General features: G+C 74.7%; 16 protein-coding genes. 6 read left to right on the top strand and 10 right to left on the bottom strand.

Annotated features, from left to right (window positions below; translation table 11 throughout):
- Positions 1-59: 59 nt before the first annotated feature.
- Complete coding sequence (mshA, locus tag ACFP3U_RS34130; RefSeq protein ID WP_380229652.1) at positions 60-1,454, bottom strand: D-inositol-3-phosphate glycosyltransferase; 1,395 nt, start codon at positions 1,452-1,454, stop codon at positions 60-62.
- Positions 1,455-1,761: 307 nt separating this feature from the next.
- Between mshA and ACFP3U_RS34125 the strand changes: the two genes are divergently transcribed.
- On the top strand, positions 1,762-2,607 hold the full coding sequence (locus tag ACFP3U_RS34125; RefSeq protein ID WP_380229651.1) for a class I SAM-dependent methyltransferase: 846 nt from the start codon (positions 1,762-1,764) through the stop codon (positions 2,605-2,607).
- 151 nt (positions 2,608-2,758) lie between these two features.
- Here the strand turns inward: ACFP3U_RS34125 and ACFP3U_RS34120 are convergent, their stop codons facing one another.
- Entirely contained in the window at positions 2,759-3,310 is a 552-nt protein-coding gene (locus ACFP3U_RS34120; protein WP_380229664.1) for an O-acetyl-ADP-ribose deacetylase, read from the bottom strand.
- Between the two features lie 239 nt (positions 3,311-3,549).
- Between ACFP3U_RS34120 and ACFP3U_RS34115 the strand changes: the two genes are divergently transcribed.
- Positions 3,550-5,115: a PP2C family protein-serine/threonine phosphatase gene (locus ACFP3U_RS34115; protein ID WP_380229650.1), complete on the top strand. Its 1,566-nt coding sequence runs from the start codon at positions 3,550-3,552 to the stop codon at positions 5,113-5,115.
- A 117-nt stretch (positions 5,116-5,232) separates the two neighbouring features.
- Here the strand turns inward: ACFP3U_RS34115 and ACFP3U_RS34110 are convergent, their stop codons facing one another.
- The 4 genes from ACFP3U_RS34110 to ACFP3U_RS34095 form a co-directional block, all read right to left on the bottom strand.
- Positions 5,233-5,586, bottom strand: coding sequence for a DUF2516 family protein (locus ACFP3U_RS34110; RefSeq protein WP_380229649.1), 354 nt, complete (start codon positions 5,584-5,586; stop codon positions 5,233-5,235).
- Between the two features lie 134 nt (positions 5,587-5,720).
- Positions 5,721-6,242: a hypothetical protein gene (locus ACFP3U_RS34105; protein WP_380229648.1), complete on the bottom strand. Its 522-nt coding sequence runs from the start codon at positions 6,240-6,242 to the stop codon at positions 5,721-5,723.
- Between the two features lie 21 nt (positions 6,243-6,263).
- The gene (locus ACFP3U_RS34100) at positions 6,264-6,713 is read right to left on the bottom strand and encodes a helix-turn-helix domain-containing protein (protein WP_380229647.1); all 450 of its coding nucleotides are present in this window, start codon (positions 6,711-6,713) and stop codon (positions 6,264-6,266) included.
- 116 nt (positions 6,714-6,829) lie between these two features.
- On the bottom strand, positions 6,830-7,966 hold the full coding sequence (locus tag ACFP3U_RS34095) for a DNA polymerase III subunit beta family protein (protein WP_380229646.1): 1,137 nt from the start codon (positions 7,964-7,966) through the stop codon (positions 6,830-6,832).
- A gap of 193 nt (positions 7,967-8,159) precedes the next feature.
- Between ACFP3U_RS34095 and ACFP3U_RS34090 the strand changes: the two genes are divergently transcribed.
- Positions 8,160-8,786, top strand: coding sequence for a YceI family protein (locus tag ACFP3U_RS34090; protein ID WP_380229645.1), 627 nt, complete (start codon positions 8,160-8,162; stop codon positions 8,784-8,786).
- Between the two features lie 271 nt (positions 8,787-9,057).
- On the opposite strand, the gene ACFP3U_RS34085 is transcribed toward ACFP3U_RS34090, so the two are convergent.
- Positions 9,058-10,023 (bottom strand): LysR family transcriptional regulator, encoded by a 966-nt coding sequence (locus ACFP3U_RS34085; protein ID WP_380229644.1) that lies wholly within the window; start codon positions 10,021-10,023, stop codon positions 9,058-9,060.
- A 177-nt stretch (positions 10,024-10,200) separates the two neighbouring features.
- On the opposite strand from ACFP3U_RS34085, the gene ACFP3U_RS34080 reads away from it, so the two are divergent.
- Positions 10,201-11,463, top strand: a complete 1,263-nt coding sequence (locus ACFP3U_RS34080; RefSeq protein WP_380229643.1) for an MFS transporter — start codon at positions 10,201-10,203, stop codon at positions 11,461-11,463.
- 10 nt (positions 11,464-11,473) lie between these two features.
- Positions 11,474-11,962: a macro domain-containing protein gene (locus ACFP3U_RS34075; protein ID WP_380229642.1), complete on the top strand. Its 489-nt coding sequence runs from the start codon at positions 11,474-11,476 to the stop codon at positions 11,960-11,962.
- On the opposite strand, the gene ACFP3U_RS34070 is transcribed toward ACFP3U_RS34075, so the two are convergent.
- Complete coding sequence (locus ACFP3U_RS34070) at positions 11,947-12,501, bottom strand: GNAT family N-acetyltransferase (protein ID WP_380229641.1); 555 nt, start codon at positions 12,499-12,501, stop codon at positions 11,947-11,949. The two genes, ACFP3U_RS34075 and ACFP3U_RS34070, sit on opposite strands and share 16 nt — an antisense overlap.
- 179 nt (positions 12,502-12,680) lie before the next feature.
- On the opposite strand from ACFP3U_RS34070, the gene ACFP3U_RS34065 reads away from it, so the two are divergent.
- Positions 12,681-13,511 carry a TetR/AcrR family transcriptional regulator gene (locus ACFP3U_RS34065; protein ID WP_380229640.1) on the top strand — a complete coding sequence of 277 codons (831 nt, stop codon included), beginning with the start codon at positions 12,681-12,683 and terminating at the stop codon, positions 13,509-13,511.
- Positions 13,512-13,607: 96 nt separating this feature from the next.
- On the opposite strand, the gene ACFP3U_RS34060 is transcribed toward ACFP3U_RS34065, so the two are convergent.
- Together ACFP3U_RS34060 and ACFP3U_RS34055 are read right to left on the bottom strand one after the other, a co-directional pair.
- Positions 13,608-14,921 carry a GNAT family N-acetyltransferase gene (locus ACFP3U_RS34060; protein ID WP_380229639.1) on the bottom strand — a complete coding sequence of 438 codons (1,314 nt, stop codon included), beginning with the start codon at positions 14,919-14,921 and terminating at the stop codon, positions 13,608-13,610.
- Positions 14,922-15,031: 110 nt separating this feature from the next.
- A partial coding sequence (locus ACFP3U_RS34055) for a C40 family peptidase (protein ID WP_380229638.1) occupies positions 15,032-15,485 on the bottom strand: 454 nt, incomplete at its 5' end.

The raw sequence follows: 15,485 nt of genomic DNA, 5'->3' as shown, positions 1-15,485 counted from the left end.
GCGACGGCCCCGGGTTCGGACGGGCCGGTGCCGGGCGGTTGGCGGCGACGGCCCCGGGCTCAGGCGAGCAGCCGGCGGGTCCCGGTCAGCCGGCCGACCGGCCGGGCCAGGCTGCCGGCGTACACCTCGGCGGTGGTCGCGGCGGCGGTGTCCCAGCCGAAGCCGGCCGCGTGCCGGGCCGCCGCGGCGCCGCGCCGGGCCACCAGCTCCGGATCGGTGACGTACGGCTCCAGCGCGCGCGACCAGTCCGCCGGATCGTGGCCGTTCACCAGCGTGCCCGTGACGCCGTCCCGCACCGCGACCGGCAGGCCGCCCACCGCGGCCGCCACCACCGGCGAGCCGCAGGCCTGCGCCTCCAGCGCGACCAGCCCGAAGGACTCGCTGTACGAGGGCATCACCAGCGCGGTCGCGGCCCGGTACCACTCGGCGAGCATCGCCTGGCCGACCGGCGGGTGGAAGCGCACCACGTCGCCGATGCCCAGCTGGGCGGCGAGCTTGTGCAGGCTCTCCGGCCGGGCCAGACCGGTGCCGGACGGACCGCCGACCACCGGCACCACCAGCCGCTCGCGCAGCTCCGGCCGCCGCTCCAGCAGCACGGCGACCGCGCGCAGCAGCACGTCCGGGGCCTTCAGCGGCTGGATGCGGCCGGCGAAGAGCAGCACCGCCGCGTCGGCGGGCAGCCCCAGCCGGGCGCGGGCGGCACGGCGGGCCTCCGCCGTCCCGGGGGCGCCCGACGCGGCGGGGCGGAAGACGTCCAGGTTGACGCCCGGGTGGACCACGGCCAGCTGCTCCGGGCGGGCCGCGTAGAACCGGGCCAGCTCGGCGGCCTCCTCGGTGGTGTTGGCGATCAGCCGGTCGGCCGCCTCCACCACCTGGGTCTCGCCGATCACCCGGGCCGCCGGCTCGGGGGTGTCGCCCTCGGCCAGCGCCGCGTTCTTCACCTTCGCCATGGTGTGCATGGTGTGCACCAGCGGGACGCCCCAGCGCTGGGCGGCCAGCCAGCCGACCTGGCCGGAGAGCCAGTAGTGCGAGTGGACCAGGTCGTAGTGGCCGGGGCGGTGGCCGGCCTCGGTGCGCAGCACCCCGTGGGTGAAGGCGCACAGCTGGGCCGGCAGGTCCTCCTTCACCAGGCCCTCGTACGGGCCGGCCGTGACGTGCCGCACCAGCACGCCCGGGGCCAGCTCCACGGTGGGCGCGTCGTCCGAGCAGATCGCCCGGGTGAAGACCTCGACCTCGATGTTGAGCGCGGCCAGGCGCTTGGCCAGCTCGACGATGTAGACGTTCATGCCGCCCGCGTCGCCCGTCCCCGGCTGGTGCAGCGGGGAGGTGTGGACACTGAGCATGGCTATCCGGCGCGGGCGACGCCGGCCGCCCTGGACGAGCGACTGGAGCCGGCCGCGCGCGGGCGTGGCCGGCTGGGCACGGCGTACCGAACGGACGGGGTGCTGGATCACCTGGCTGAAGCCTCCTCGTGTGCTGCCCGTCTCGCAGCCCTTGCCTGCTGCCTGTGCTGTTCGGTGTGTGCGCCGCCGCCCGTGCCGCCCGGCCGGGACAACCGCCGCGGGCGTACGTCGGCCTGCCGCCCCGTCCGGACACACATCACCACCAGTCTGCCAACCACGCCGAAGTCGACCGGCATTCCCGACTTGCCGCATGAGATCGCCCACATCGCCGTCCGGGCCTCCGTCGGGCCCTTATGTCGGGCCGGGGGCCCGCGCCCGCCCGCCGGCCGGGCCCGGTCGGGCCCGTACCCTGAGGGGCATGGCCGCCTCCTCCTTCGACTCCGCGACCGCGACCGCGACCGCGACCGCCCGCGGACCGGCCGGGCGGCCGGTGGGCACCGTCACCCGCGGCACCACCAACACCAACCGGCTGCGCCGGATGGACCGCTGGATCGCCCACACGCTCGGGCCCGCGCTGCGGTCCGCCGACCACCCGCCGGTCGCCGTCGACCTCGGGTACGGCGCCGCCCCGTGGACGGCGGTCGAGCTGTCCGGGCGGCTGCGCGCGGTGCGCCGGGACGTCCGGGTGGTCGGGATCGAGATCGAACCGGCCCGGGTCGCCGCGGCGCTGCCGTACGCGGTGGAGCCGCTGCTGACCTTCCGGCGCGGCGGTTTCGAGGTGCCGCTGGACGGCGGCCGACCCGCCCAGCTGATCCGGGCCGCCAACGTGCTGCGCCAGTACGACGAGTCGCAGGTGGCCGCGGTCTGGGAGCGGCTGTGCGCCCGGCTGGCCCCGGACGGGCTGCTGGTCGAGGGCACCTGCGACGAGATCGGCCGCCGGCACGTCTGGGTGGCGCTCGGCCCGGAGGGACCGCGGACGGTCACCTTCGCGGCCCGGCTGGGCGGCCTCGACCGGCCGTCCGACCTGGCCGAACGGCTGCCGAAGGCACTGATCCACCACAACGTGCCGGGCCGGCCGGTGCACGCGTTCCTCCGGGACTTCGACCGCGCCTGGGCGGCGGCCGCGCCGTACGGGGCGTTCGGTGCCCGGCAGCGCTGGGTGGCCGCCTGCACCGCGCTGACCGGGGCCTGGCCGCTGGTGGACGCGCGCGGCCGGTGGCGCCAGGGCGAGGTCACCCTGCCCTGGACGGCCCTGGCTCCCTAGCCCCCCGGCACCCCCGGCACCCCCGGCACCCCCGGCACCCCGTCGAGGGTCCGTGAACGAGTCCACGGTTTCACTCGAACGAGTTATCGAATATCTCTGGCGTGTTGACGCCCCATCACGCCACCATGGGGGGCAGCACCTGATCGGCTCCTCACTCCTGCACCGTCACCCCCAGCTCCCGCCCGACGCCGGCGAAGACCTCGAACATCTCCGACCCGAACAGCACGAACCGCACCTCCTCCGGTCCACTCCCCAGCTCCGCCGCCACCGCCGCGACGGTGCCGAGCGCGATCCTGGCCGCATCCGCCGGCGGCCACCCGAAGATCCCGGCCGACACGGCCGGGAAGGCCACCGTGCGCGCGCCCAGCTCCGCCGCCACCCGGAGCGACTCGCGGTAGCAGGAGGCCAGCAGCTCCGCCCGCTTCTCGTACTCGTCCGCCAGATAGACCGGCCCCACGGTGTGCACCACCCAGCGGGCCGGCAGGTCACCGGCCGTGGTCGCCACCGCCTGCCCGGTGGGCAGCCCCCGCCCGTACCGGGAGGCCCGCAACGCGCGGCAGTCCTCCAGAATCCGATGTCCGCCCCGGCGGTGGATCGCACCGTCCACCCCACCGCCGCCCAGCAGGGAGGAATTCGCGGCGTTCACCACCACGTCCACCTGCTGCGCCGTGATGTCACCCTCGACCAGGGTGATCCGCGTCACCATGTCACAACCCCTTTCCCGGCCCGGCCCGAAGCCCGTCGCCCCGGCCACCGCCAGTTTCCCCGTCACCGTCCGACACACCGCCACCGGCGTGGTGATAGCCACAACGGCGCCGGTCGGCCAGAGAAATCCCCGGAGATCACGTTATGGTCGCGAGAAGTTCCCCGACGCAGGGTGCCAAGCGGGCACTGCGGACGGACCTCGGCCGTTACGCACTCGGGGATAGGGAGGATCAGCCGATGCCCGCAACGGGAGACGGGCGGGCACCTGGTGCCGCGGACCCGCCGGGCGCCCAGGACGGCGCCCGCTCCGGGCGTGCCCGCGACCGCTCCACCCCCGAAGCGCCCGCCCACGGCTCCGCTCCCGACCGCGCCCCCGCCCCGGAACAGCGGTCGCCCCGCACCGCCACGGCCGCCGCGGCGATACCCCGCCCCCGGTCGAACGCCCGGCCGAACGCCGCCACGCCGGCCCCGGCCGCCACCCCGGCCGCGCCGGCAACCCCGACCGCACCGCCCGCCGCCGCCCCGCTCAAGCTGCTGGTCATCGAGGACGACGCCACCGACGCCCGGCTGCTCAAGGCCGCGGTGGCCGACAGCGGCGCCCCGATCGAGATCCACTGGACCCGCGGCCTCGACCAGGCCTTCACACTGCTCGCGTCCACCGGGCAGGGCACCCGGCGCGGCCGGTCGCGGGGCGCCGACCCCGGCCGCGCCGGCGACTTCAGCTGCGTCCTGCTCGACCTCGCCGCCCCCGCCGACCTGCCGCACCCCTCCGACCCGTCCGACGGCCTTGAGGGTCTGCACGAGCTGCTCCGCCGGGCCCCGCACACCGCCGTCGTGGTGCTCACCGACGCCGCCGGCGCCGAACTCGGCGCGGCCGCGGTGGCCGCCGGCGCCCAGGACTTCCTGATCAAGAACGAGACGAACGGCCCGCTGCTCGCCCGCGCCCTGCGCTACGCCGTCGAACGCAAGCGGGCCGACGAGTCGCAGCGCCGGCTCGTCGAGGCCGAACTGCGCGGCCAGGAGAACGCCCGCCTCCAGCGCCATCTGCTGCCCACCCCGCTGCTCGACGGCGCGAACCTCTCCTTCACCCGCCGCTACCGGCCCGGCCGCCGCCGCGCCCTGCTCGGCGGCGACTTCTACGACGCGGTCCGCACCGACGACGGCACCGTCCACGTGGTGATCGGCGACGTCTGCGGCCACGGCCCCGACGAGGCCGCGCTCGGGGTGGCGCTCCGGATAGCGTGGCGCACCCTGGTCTTCGCCGGCCTCACCGGCGAGACCCTGCTGACCACCCTCCAGCACGTCCTGGAGCACGAACGGCGCAGCGACGAGATCTTCGCGACGCTCTGCATGCTGGTCATCGAGCCGCCCGACGCCGACGCCCCGGACACCCCCGAACGGGCCCGGCTCTACCTCGCCGGCCACCCGCCGCCCCTGCTGCTCGGCCAGGACCACGCGCCGATCGGGCTCACCGCCGAGCACGCCGGCCCCGCCCTCGGTCTGCTCCCCTGCGACGACGGCCAGGCCGTCTGGCCGTCGCACCGGTTCGAGCTGCGCCGCGGCTGGCGGCTGCTGCTCTACACCGACGGACTGATCGAGGGCCGGATCGGCGCCGGTTCCCGCCGGCTCGGCCAGGACGGCCTGGCCGACCTCATCGGCGATCACCAGTCCGCCGGGCTCACCAGGGGCCGGCTGGTCGACAGCGCGATCGCCGAGGTCGAGGAGCTGAACGGCGGCGCCCTGACGGACGACGTCGCGGTGCTGCTGCTGGAGCGCCAACCGGCGCAGCTGATCCTGGGCTGACGCCGGCCAGGCCCCACTGATCCTGGGCCAGAACCGGCCAGGCCCCGCCGGGCGGCAGCACGAAGCCCCGGCGTCCGCGCGGTGGACCCGCCGGACGCCGGGGCTCGGCACTCCGTGTCACCAGGGCCCGTACGGCCCCATGTTGCGCTGGTCGCCCCGGCCGCCGCCCCGGTTGGTCAGCGCCCGGATCGCCGGTCGGACGTCGACCACGTAGACGATCGCGGCGACCAGCCCCGCCAGCGTGAGGAAGCTGGTCATGAAGTTCGCGCCGAACAGCAGGTCCAGGCCGAAGGCGATACCGAGGACCGCCAGCCAGAAGCCCTTGGTCTTCTTGTCGGCCGCCCGGTACGCGTCCTCCGGCCGGGTGGCGGCGTCGATGAGCGCGAACAGCTTGTAGCCCAGGATGGCGACGGCCAACCACCAGAACGGGTTCAAGTAGTCCAGGAACAGGATCTGGGCCACTCCGCCCATCACGGCCTCCTCTGCGTCTCACTGCGGCACCCCTGCCCGCCCATCCTGGCACGGCGCACGGTCCACCACGGGGTCAACGGCCCGGCGGCACCCGACGTGCCCCGGGGTGCCGGGCTCTCGGGCCCGGCGTGCGGCTACTCCGCGCTCTTACGGGACCGGCCGCGCTTCGGGGCGACGGGCGCCTCGTCCTCGACCAGCTCGCCCTCGACCAGCTCGCCGCCCTCGGCCGTCTCCCCGTCGACCCGCTCGGCGACCGCCTCGCCCGCACCGGCGTCGGCGCCGATGCCCCGGTCCACCACGACCTTGCCGCGCTCGGCCAGCCCGTCGTAGGCCTCCTTGGCCTTCACCGCCAGCTCGACGGCGCGGCCGACCTGCTGGAGGGCGAAGGTCTGCGCCTTCTCCTGCAGCACCTTGAGGTCGGCCGGCAGGGCGTTGACCGTGCCGGCGACCTTCGCCTGCGCGTCGACCAGCCGGGCCTGGGCCTCGGCCAGCCTGGCGGTGGCCTTCTCCTGGGTGCCCTTGCGGTCGGCCGCGAGCGCCTCGACCCTGCCCGGCACCTCGCGCAGCTTCTCGTAGGCCAGCTCCCCGGCGCCGGCGAGGGCGTAGAGCGGGGTGGGGTCGGTCAGGGTCTTCTTGATGTCGTCCGTGATCGGCATGGCCGGTCCTCCCGTGGGTGTCTAGGGTGCCTTGCCCTCGTGCTGGCGGGTGCTCCCGTGCGCGGTCCCGCCCGTGGTCTCGCCCGTGCTCCCGCCCGCGCCCTCGGCCGCGCCGGACCGCTGCCCGGCGGCGTTCTCCTTGAGGAAGGCGTCGTAGACCGCGAGCAGCGCCTGCTTCTGCTGCTCGTTGATCAGCGGATCGGCCAGGATCGAGGCCCGGAGCTCCAGGCCCTCCCCGCGCCGCTCCTCCAGGATCCCGGCCTGGACGTAGAGCGTTTCCGCCGAGATCCGCAGCGCCTTGGCGATCTGCTGCAGGATCTCCGCGCTCGGCTTGCGCAACCCGCGCTCGATCTGGCTGAGGTAGGGATTGGACACGCCGGCGGCCTCCGCCAGCTGCCGCAGCGAGTACTGCGCGTTGCGCCGCTGCTCGCGGATGTACTCGCCCAGCGAGCCGACGTTCAGTGAGGCCATGCGAACACCCTGCCCCACCGCGCTTGCAATTGCAAGCACAGTGCTAGCGCCAGCAAACACCCGCGCCCCCGTCCACACAGGGGCGGACGGGGGCGGGCGGCCCGAGGGGGCGCCGGTCAGGCGGGGAGGCGGACCGGCATGAGGACGGAGAAGGTGCCGGGGTGGGCGGAGGTGCGGACGGCGAGGGGGGCGATCGGGCCGCCGAGTTCGAGGACGAGCTGCCCGGGGGCGTCGACCGGCGGCAGGGCCTCCAGGAGGAAGTCGCGGTTGACCGCCACCCGGAGGGCGTCGGGAGCGGGGTCGGCGCCGGGCGCGTCGACGGCGAACCGCCCCTCGCCGTCGACGGTCAGCACGGCGACCTCGCAGGCCGCGCCGTGCGGGCCGGACGGCAGGCTGCGGGTCGCGGCGGAGGCGACGGCCGCGCGCAGTTCGGCGGCGGGCAGGTCGATCCGGTGGACCGGGTCCAGCCGGACGAGGGACCGGTAGTCGGGGTAGTCGTGATCGAGCGCGACGCCCTCGATGCGGTGGCCGCCGACCGTGGCGCACACCGCGCCGGCGCCGAGCACCAGCTCCACCTCCGCCGCGCCTTCGCCCTCGCCCGCGCCGAGCAGTGCGCGAACGGCGTCGGCCAGCGCGGTCGGTACGACGGCGGCGGCATCGGCGGCCGGCGCGTCGGCACCCGGGGCCTCACCGGCGGGCACCGTCGCGGGCACCTCGGCGAGGGCCATCCGGTAGCGGTCGGTGGCGACCAGTCGCAGCAGGCCGCCGTCGAGGTCGAACAGCACGCCGGACAGGACCGGCAGCTCGGGGTCGCTGCCGACGGCGAAGCGGACCGCGTCCAGGGCCTCGGCCAGGTCGCGGGCGAGGACAGTGAAGCGGTGCTCGGTGGGGGTGGCGGTCATCGGGTTCTCCCTCTGGTCGATCAGTCGGCGGATCAGGGAGAGTTCGCGGCGCGCGTCCGCGAGGCCGTCCTCCAGCCGGCGCAGGTGCGCGTCCACCAGTCGCCGGGCGTCGCCGCTGCCGGGGGCGGCGGCGAGGACGGCCCGGATTTCGGCCAGCGGCAGGCCCACCCGGCGCAGCCGGGCCAGCAGCCGGGCGTCGGCGAGCTGCTCGGGCGCGTACCAGCGGTAGCCGGTGCGCTGGTCGACCTGGGCGGGGGCTAGCACCTCCGCGCCGTCGTAGAAGCGCAGGGCGCTCACGCTCAGGCCGCTGTCGCGGGCCAGCTCGCCGATGCTGCGCAGGTCGCTCTCCATGCCGGGGACTCTGGGGGCTCGACCGGGTCGAGGGTCAAGCCGGACGACCGGACCGGCTCCGACCGTACCGGCGGCGGACCGGGTCCTCGCCGAGGGCGGCCTGAATTAGTGGTTGAACTTTGAACGAGTTGGGTCTAGAGTGAAGTCATTCACGTTGAAGCCTAAACAATGGCTTCGAACCCGAGGAGGAGCCATGGGCCTGTTCAACCGCACCAAGACCGCCGACGCCGCGACCACCGCCGACGCCGTCGCCGAGAACACCGCCGGCCAGGACCTCGGGCTCGGCCACCTGACCGGCGACTGGACCATCGACACCACCCACAGCGAGATCGGCTTCTCGGTCCGCCACGCGATGATCACCAACGTCAAGGGCCGCTTCACCGAGTACGAGGGCAAGCTGCACCTGGACGGCACCACCCCGACCAACTCCCGCGCCGACCTGGTGATCAAGGTCGCCAGCATCGACACCGCCCAGGCCGCGCGTGACGAGCACCTGCGCACCGGCGACTTCTTCGCCGCCGAGACCTTCCCCGAGATGCGCTTCGTCAGCACCGCCGCCGAGCGCGTGGACGACGAGTCCTACCGGATGACCGGCGAGCTGACCATCAAGGACGTCACCCGCGAGATCACCCTGGACCTGGACTTCACCGGCCACGCCGTCGACGCCTTCGGCGCCGACCGGGTCGGCTTCGAGGGCAAGGCCGTCCTGGACCGCACCGACTGGGGCCTGACCTACAACGCGGCGCTGGAGACCGGCGGCGTGCTGATCGGCGAGAAGGTCAAGCTCACCTTCGACATCTCCGCCGTCAAGGCTGCCTGACCCGGCCGAACGGCCCCGGCCCCTCGCGGCCGGCTGAGACCGCGGGCGCGCGGATCGACTCCCCGGCCGACCGCACGCCCGCCCCCACCCCACCCCTGCCGACCCCCGAGCGGCAGGGGTGGGGTCGTATGCGGCCACAACAACCGTCCGCCGCGGGGTGATTCCTGATCCCGGCGAATTCACGCCACGACTTCCCCACGGGTGCGCCCGCGCCCCAGCCCGACGGGTGACCCCACGCCCGACGGGTGACCCCGCGCCGGGCGGTCGCCGCTCAGGGCGCCAGCAGCGCGGCGTCCGGTGCCGGCAGCCAACTGCCCGCCGGGCGCCGCAACCACGCCTCGCGCGCGCCGAGTTCGGCGGCGGCTGCCAGCAGCGCGGCCAGCCCGGGGTGCCGCAGGTCAGGGCGGTGCACCAGGCTCACCAAACTGAGCGGCACCGGCTCGACCAGCGGCACGTTCACCGATCCCGGCAGCACCGGGCCGCCGACGGTGGTCAGCATCGGGTCGCCGTGCCGGGCGAGATAGCGCGCCGTCTCGTCCACCCCCACCGGCGGGACGCGCGGCGGCGCCGCGCTCAGGCCGTGCTCGCGCAGCAGCCGCAGGCCGAGATCGGCCCACTCGGTGGTCGCCGGATTGCCCGCGCAGACGTCCACCGGGTGGCCGGCCAGTTCGGCGAGGCGCAGAGCCGGCCGGTCGGCGAGCAGATGGCCGGCCGCCATCATCACCGAGATGGCCTCCAATCGGACCGGCCGCTGGGCGAGTTGGGACCGCACCTGGGCGGGCAGACCGGCGTAGCGGCCGAACGAGACGTCCAGCCGGTGGGCGAGCAGCTCGTCGGCCGCCGCCGCCAGACCGCCGTGGAAGCGGGCCAGCAGCTCCCCCTCCGGCCAGGCGGCGCGGGCCCGTTGGAGCACCCGGTCACTGGCGAGGTCCGGCCCGGTGACGTCGCTGTTGAGGTCGAGCAGCAGCGGACGGTGGGCGAAACCGGTCAGGATCTCGTCGTGCAGCGCCAGCAGGCGGCGGGCCCTGGGCAGCAGCCCGTGCCCGGCGGCGGTGAGTTCGACGCTGCGCGTGGTCCGGGTGAACAGCGCGTCGCCGAGCAGCCGTTCCAGCGTCCGGACATCCCGGCTGAGCGACTGCTGGGCCACGTGCAGACGCTCGGCGGCCCGGCCGAAGTGCAGCGTCTCGGCGGTCGCGACGAAGCCGCGCAGCAGGCGGGGATGCAGGTCGTGGGGCATGGCGGCAGGCTAGCAACGCGCCGCGTCCCGACCACCGGCGCGTTCCGGCCGATCCGCCGGTGGCCCGTATTGACAGCACTCTGTTGTCAGTGCGGCGGAACAGGTGTTGGACCACGAACGGCCCCCGCCCCGAGGCTGGAGGCCTTCCCCCTCCCCCTTCCTTCCTCGCGGAGTCCCATGCTCGCCCCGTACCGACGCCTGTTCGCCCGGCCCGGCGCCCTCGCCTTCACCCTGGCCGGGCTGCTCGGCCGGCTCACGATGTCGATGACCGGCGTCTCGCTGGTGGTGCTGCTCGCCGAACGGCGCGGCTCCTACGCGCTCGCGGGGACCGTCGCGGCGGCCGGGCTGGTCGCGATGGCGATCGGCATGCCGCTGATCGGCCGGCTGGTCGACCGGTTCGGGCAGGCCCGGGTGACCGTCCCGGCGGTGCTGTACGACCTGCTGCCGTTCTCGGGGCTGCTGCTCTGCGTGCGCCTCGGCGCACCCGACTGGACCCTGTACGTCTGCTGGGCGGCCGGCTCGGCGGTGCCGAACCTCGGCGGCATGGCGCGGGCCCGCTGGGCGCACCTGCTCCGGGACGAGCCGGACGAGCGGCACCTCGCCAACTCCCTCGAACAGGCGCTGGACGAGCTCTGCTTCATGGCCGGACCGGTGCTCGGCATGGTCCTGTGCACCACGATCGCGCCGGAGGTCGGCATGATCACCGCCGCCGCGTTCGGCGCGGGCGGCGCGCTGCTCTTCGTGGCCCAGCGCCGGACCGAACCGCCGCTCGCCGAACCGCCGCTCGCCGAACGTCCGGCGGTCGGCCGGGGCGGCTCGCCGCTGCGGGTGCCGGGACTGCGGGTGCTCACGGCGACCTTCCTCAGCACCGGCATGATCTTCGGCGCACTGGACCTGACCACCGTCGCGTACGCGGACGCGCTGGGCCACCGGCCGGTCGCGGGCGGGCTGCTGGCCCTGGTGGCGGCCGGGTCGTGCGTGGCCGGGCTGGTGTTCGGCACCCTGCGACCGAGCGGGCCGACGGGCGTCCGCTTCCTGCGGGGCGTCGCGGCGATGGCGGGGCTGCTGCTCCTGCCGCTGGCCGCCGGGCTGGGCGGCGTCGGACTCGTGCTGCTCGGGGTGGCGCTGTTCGCGGCCGGGACGGGCACCGCCCCGACCATGGTCACCGGCATGACGCTGATCCAGGAGCTGCTGCCGCAGCGGCAGTTGAACGAGGCGATGGCGATCGCCGTGTCCGGAATCATGATCGGCATCTCGGCCGGCTCGGCACTGGCCGGCGCCGCCGCCGAACACGCGGGCCCCGGAGCCGGCTACTGGATCCCGGCGGGCGCGGCGGCGCTCGCCCTGCTGATCGCCCTCGCGGGCCGCCGACAGCTGGGCGTCGGGGCACGGGCCACAGCCCAGAAAGATGCCGAACGCGTTGTCAGTGCCGCCCGCTAGCGTTCGGGACATGACGACGGCGAGCACGCTCACCTACGTCCGTGGCGACGCCACGGCGCCCCTGGGCAAGGGGGTGAAGGTGATCGCGCACGTCTGCAACGACCTCGGGGGCTGGGGGAAGGGGTTCGTGCTCGCGGTCTCGAACCGGTGGCCCGAGCCGGAGGCGGCGTACCGGCGGTGGCACCGGGAGCGGGCGGGGAACGACTTCGGGCTCGGCGCCGTCCAGTTGGTGCAGGTGGAGAAGTACCTCTGGGTGGCCAACCTGGTCGGCCAGCGCGGCATCCGGACGGGCCGCTCGTCCAGGCCGCCGGTGCGGTACGAGGCGATCGACGCCGCGCTGGCGACCCTCGGCGGGCACGCGCGGGACCTGCGCGCCTCGCTGCACATGCCGCGGATCGGCTGCGGACTGGCGGGCGGGCGCTGGGAGTCGGTGGAACCCCTGGTGCGGGCCCGGCTGACGGAGCGGGGGGTGCCGGTGACGGTCTACGACCACGACTGAGCGGCCGGCGCGACAGGCGACCCGACCGCCGGCCAGGTGTACTCGTACTCGGGCAGCGTGTGGCCACCGGGGAAGACGCCGTGCCGGGCGTCGGTGCGCAGGCCGCCGGCGCGTTCGTAGAAGGCGACCGCTCGGGTGTTGGCCTGCAACACCTCCAGGTAGAGCGCGGCCCCGGGGTGCCGGCGGGCGACATGGGCGCGGCTCGCGTCCAGCAGGTCCCCGCCGATGCCGGCACCGGTGAGGCCCGGTCGGACGTGCAGGTTGTCGAGCAGCACCCGGCCGTCCGGCTGCGGGACGAGGTAGGCGAAGCCGACGGTGTCGCCCGCCCGTTCGGCGATCAGCAGCTCGGGGGTCGACTCCGGGCCGCCGTAGTCGACCGTCAGCCGCAGTTCCCAGATCTCCCGCCGTTCGTCGGCCAGCCCGTCGCCGAGGGCGCCGTCGGGCACGATGCCGGCGTACGCGGTGCGCCAGCTGGCGGCGTGCAGGGTGGCGACGGCCTCGGCATCCGGGGCGGTTCCCCGGCGGATGGTGGTGATCACAAGGCGAGCCTCTCATCTGACTTGAACGCGTTCAAGCCAGGCTCTAGAGCCACGGCATGCTTTTGAACGCGTTCAAAGTGGACGGCGGGTCGGCATCGGTACCGGATGCGGAGGGGGCATCCGGTGCCGCCCGTGCCGACACCGCCTGGGACTGAGCCGATCGGGCTAGGCTCGGGGCCGTGGACGACCTGGCAGCGACGAACGGCACGAGCACGACGAACGGCGGCGACGGCACCGACGAGGGCGCGGAGCAGCCCGACCGCGCCCGGACGGCGCCCGCGGCGCCGACCGCCGAGACACGTGGCAGCCGCGCGCAGCCGAAGACGGACAAGAGCGAGCAGACCCGTGCCCTGATCCTGGAGACCGCCATGCGGCTCTTCCAGGAGCGCGGCTACGAGAAGACCACCATGCGCGCCATCGCCACCGAGGCGGGCGTCTCGGTCGGAAATGCCTATTACTATTTCGCGGCGAAGGAATTCTTGATCCAAGGATTCTACGACCGAATGACCTACGACCATGCGACGGACGCCAGGAATCGCATGGCCCATACCCGGGATTTCGCCGAGCGGCTGGAAATCGCGCTGACCTCCTGGCTCGACACGGCCGCGCCGTACCACGAGTTCGCCGCTCAGTTCTTCCGGACGGCCGCCGACCCGACCAGCTCGCTGAGCCCGTTCTCCAACGAGTCCCACCCGGCGCGGGCGACCGCCGTGGAGCTGTTCCGCGAGGTCCTGCAGGGCTCGGAACTCGCGCCCAAGCTGGACGCCGAGCTGGTCGAACTGCTGCCCGACGTGCTCTGGCTGCACCTCATGGTCGTCGTCCTCTACTGGGTTTTCGACCGGACCGAGGACACCGAGCGGACCCGGGAATTCGTCCGCCGCTCCACCCCCATGGCAGCCCGGGTGATCAACCTCTCGCGCTACCGCGTGTTCCGCCCGATCGTCCGGGACGCCAAGGGCCTCATTCAGGACTTCATCCTGCCCACCATCGGGAAAACCGCCGTCAAGTAGCGCGCCGGCCCGGCGGCACGCGGACAGCGCGAGGGCCGGTCCGCGGGTGGCGGACCGGCCGTTCGAGAGTGAGCCGGGCGGGGGGGTGGGCCCCGATCAGAATCCGTCGATGTTCCAGGCCAGCAGCGGGGTGCGGAGCAGCAGGTCGCCGGCCGCCGCCGCGCCGGGGCGCAGTTCGGTGACCCGGCCGGCCAGGGCGAGGCGGGGCAGTGTCTCGCCGCCCAGGTAGAGCGTGCCCAGGGCCGAGGCGTCCAGTGCCAGGTCGGCCTCGTCCTCGGTGCGGACGCAGCGGCCGGTGCCGTCCGGCGCGACCTCGATCGCCCAGCGGCCGGCGGCGTGGCCCGCCGGGTCGTCGACGTCCAGCACCACGCGGCCGGGCGCGCCGTACGTCCGGGCGTTGAAGGCGGCCTCGACGTCGAGCACCCGCAGCCACATGTAGTCGGCGTTGTCGACGTGCGGCGTCGCGGCGCGCGGTTCGTTGAGCAGCAGCGGCAGCGGGTCGTCCGGCCCGACGTTCTCGACCACGACCTTGCGCACCCAGTCGACCGAGCAGACGAACCGCCACAGCTCGGTGGCGGTGGGCCGGTCGAGGGCGAAGAGGTCGATGACGGTGAGCGTGCAGTTCGGGTAGGAGCCGTCCCAGTTGTCGTCGATCTTGTAGACGGCCAGGCCGGTCGGGATGCCCCCGGCGTCCCGGTGGACGGCGGCGAAGGGCTCCTTCCAGTCGAAACCGGGGACCTCGATCTCGCCGGTGCCGCGCTGCCAGGTCAGCTCGTCGCGGGCGATCGCACCGGCCTGGGTGACCCGCCAGCGGTCGAACAGCTCGGGGCCGATCTTGCGCAGCTCCGCCATGTCCACGAGGTCGATCCGCCCGCCGGGCACGGTGGGCAGGCCGTCCCGCAGGCCGCCGGCCCGGAGCAGGTCGACGTTCCAGCCGTGGCCGTGGGTCGCGGGGCCGAAGCCGTACCGGCCGTAGATGTTGTACTCGGCGGCGACCAGGATCGCGACGGCCGCGCCGCGCTCCCGGGCGGCCGCGAGGTCCCGGGTCATCATCCGACGGAGCAGTCCGCGCCGCCGGTGGGTGGAGGTCACGGTGACGGCGGTGATCGCGTCGGCCGTGACGACCGCGCCGCCCGGGACGGTCAGCTCGGTGTCGAAGCTGCGGAAGGTGGCGACGAACCGGCCGTCGTCCACGGCGCCGAGCATCCGGCCCGGCTCCCACTGGCGGCGCCGGAACTCCGTCGCCCGGCCCACGTGCGGGCGCAGGAAGCCCACGGCGAGCGCGCGGTCCCACGCCTCGACCTCGTCCTCACCGATCGCCCGGATCTCGATCCCGCCGACGACGTCGGCCTCCTCCGGCGAGCCGCCGGTGCCCGGATCGCCGGTCCCGCCGTACGTTTCGTTGCCCATTCGCTCACCGTACGGCGGGATTTCGGTGAGGGCATCCGATTTATTCCCGACCCCGGGACCGGTCGAGGAGGCCGGCCGGAGGACGGTCGAGGAGGCCGGCCAGGGGCCGGTCAGGGGCGGGCGTAGAAGTCGGGGGTGCCCATGATCCAGAGGCTGGCCTGCTTGATCGGCATGCCGACGCGGGGGGCCTCGATCATCTGGTCGTCGCCGATGTAGAGGCCGACGTGGTGGATGTCGGCGGCGCGGCCGGTGGTGCTCCAGAAGACCAGGTCGCCGGGGCGGAGCTGGCGGTAGGTGATCGGGGTGGACTGCGCGTACTGGTCGGCGGCGAAGTGGTTGAGCCGCTTGCCGCCCTGACGCCACGCCATCATGGTCAGCCCGGAGCAGTCGTAGCCGCCCGGGCCCTCGCCGCCCCAGATGTACGGCAGGCCGATCTTGGAGCGGGCATAGGCCACCGCGGCGGCGGCGCCCTCGGCCGACCAGGGGCGCGCGGCCGGGGGTGCGGCGGCGGGCGGGCCGGCCTTGGCGGGCCCGGCGGCGGCAGCAGCCGCGGCGGCCTCGGCG

The sequence above is a fragment of the Kitasatospora misakiensis genome (assembly GCF_042656005.1).
GTDB classification, from domain to species: Bacteria; Actinomycetota; Actinomycetes; order Streptomycetales; family Streptomycetaceae; genus Kitasatospora; species Kitasatospora misakiensis.
Note: the sequence above shows the minus strand (reverse complement) of the source record. Positions and strands in the feature narration are given on the sequence as shown.

Coding starts and splice junctions, on each gene's coding strand:
- ACFP3U_RS34125 (WP_380229651.1), top strand. CDS start 1,762: ATGGCCGCCTCCTCCTTCGACTCCGCGACCGCGACCGCGACCGCGACC.
- ACFP3U_RS34115 (WP_380229650.1), top strand. CDS start 3,550: ATGCCCGCAACGGGAGACGGGCGGGCACCTGGTGCCGCGGACCCGCCG.
- ACFP3U_RS34110 (WP_380229649.1), bottom strand. CDS start 5,586: ATGGGCGGAGTGGCCCAGATCCTGTTCCTGGACTACTTGAACCCGTTC.
- ACFP3U_RS34105 (WP_380229648.1), bottom strand. CDS start 6,242: ATGCCGATCACGGACGACATCAAGAAGACCCTGACCGACCCCACCCCG.
- ACFP3U_RS34100 (WP_380229647.1), bottom strand. CDS start 6,713: ATGGCCTCACTGAACGTCGGCTCGCTGGGCGAGTACATCCGCGAGCAG.
- ACFP3U_RS34095 (WP_380229646.1), bottom strand. CDS start 7,966: ATGGAGAGCGACCTGCGCAGCATCGGCGAGCTGGCCCGCGACAGCGGC.
- ACFP3U_RS34090 (WP_380229645.1), top strand. CDS start 8,160: ATGGGCCTGTTCAACCGCACCAAGACCGCCGACGCCGCGACCACCGCC.
- ACFP3U_RS34085 (WP_380229644.1), bottom strand. CDS start 10,023: ATGCCCCACGACCTGCATCCCCGCCTGCTGCGCGGCTTCGTCGCGACC.
- ACFP3U_RS34080 (WP_380229643.1), top strand. CDS start 10,201: ATGCTCGCCCCGTACCGACGCCTGTTCGCCCGGCCCGGCGCCCTCGCC.
- ACFP3U_RS34075 (WP_380229642.1), top strand. CDS start 11,474: ATGACGACGGCGAGCACGCTCACCTACGTCCGTGGCGACGCCACGGCG.
- ACFP3U_RS34060 (WP_380229639.1), bottom strand. CDS start 14,921: ATGGGCAACGAAACGTACGGCGGGACCGGCGATCCGGGCACCGGCGGC.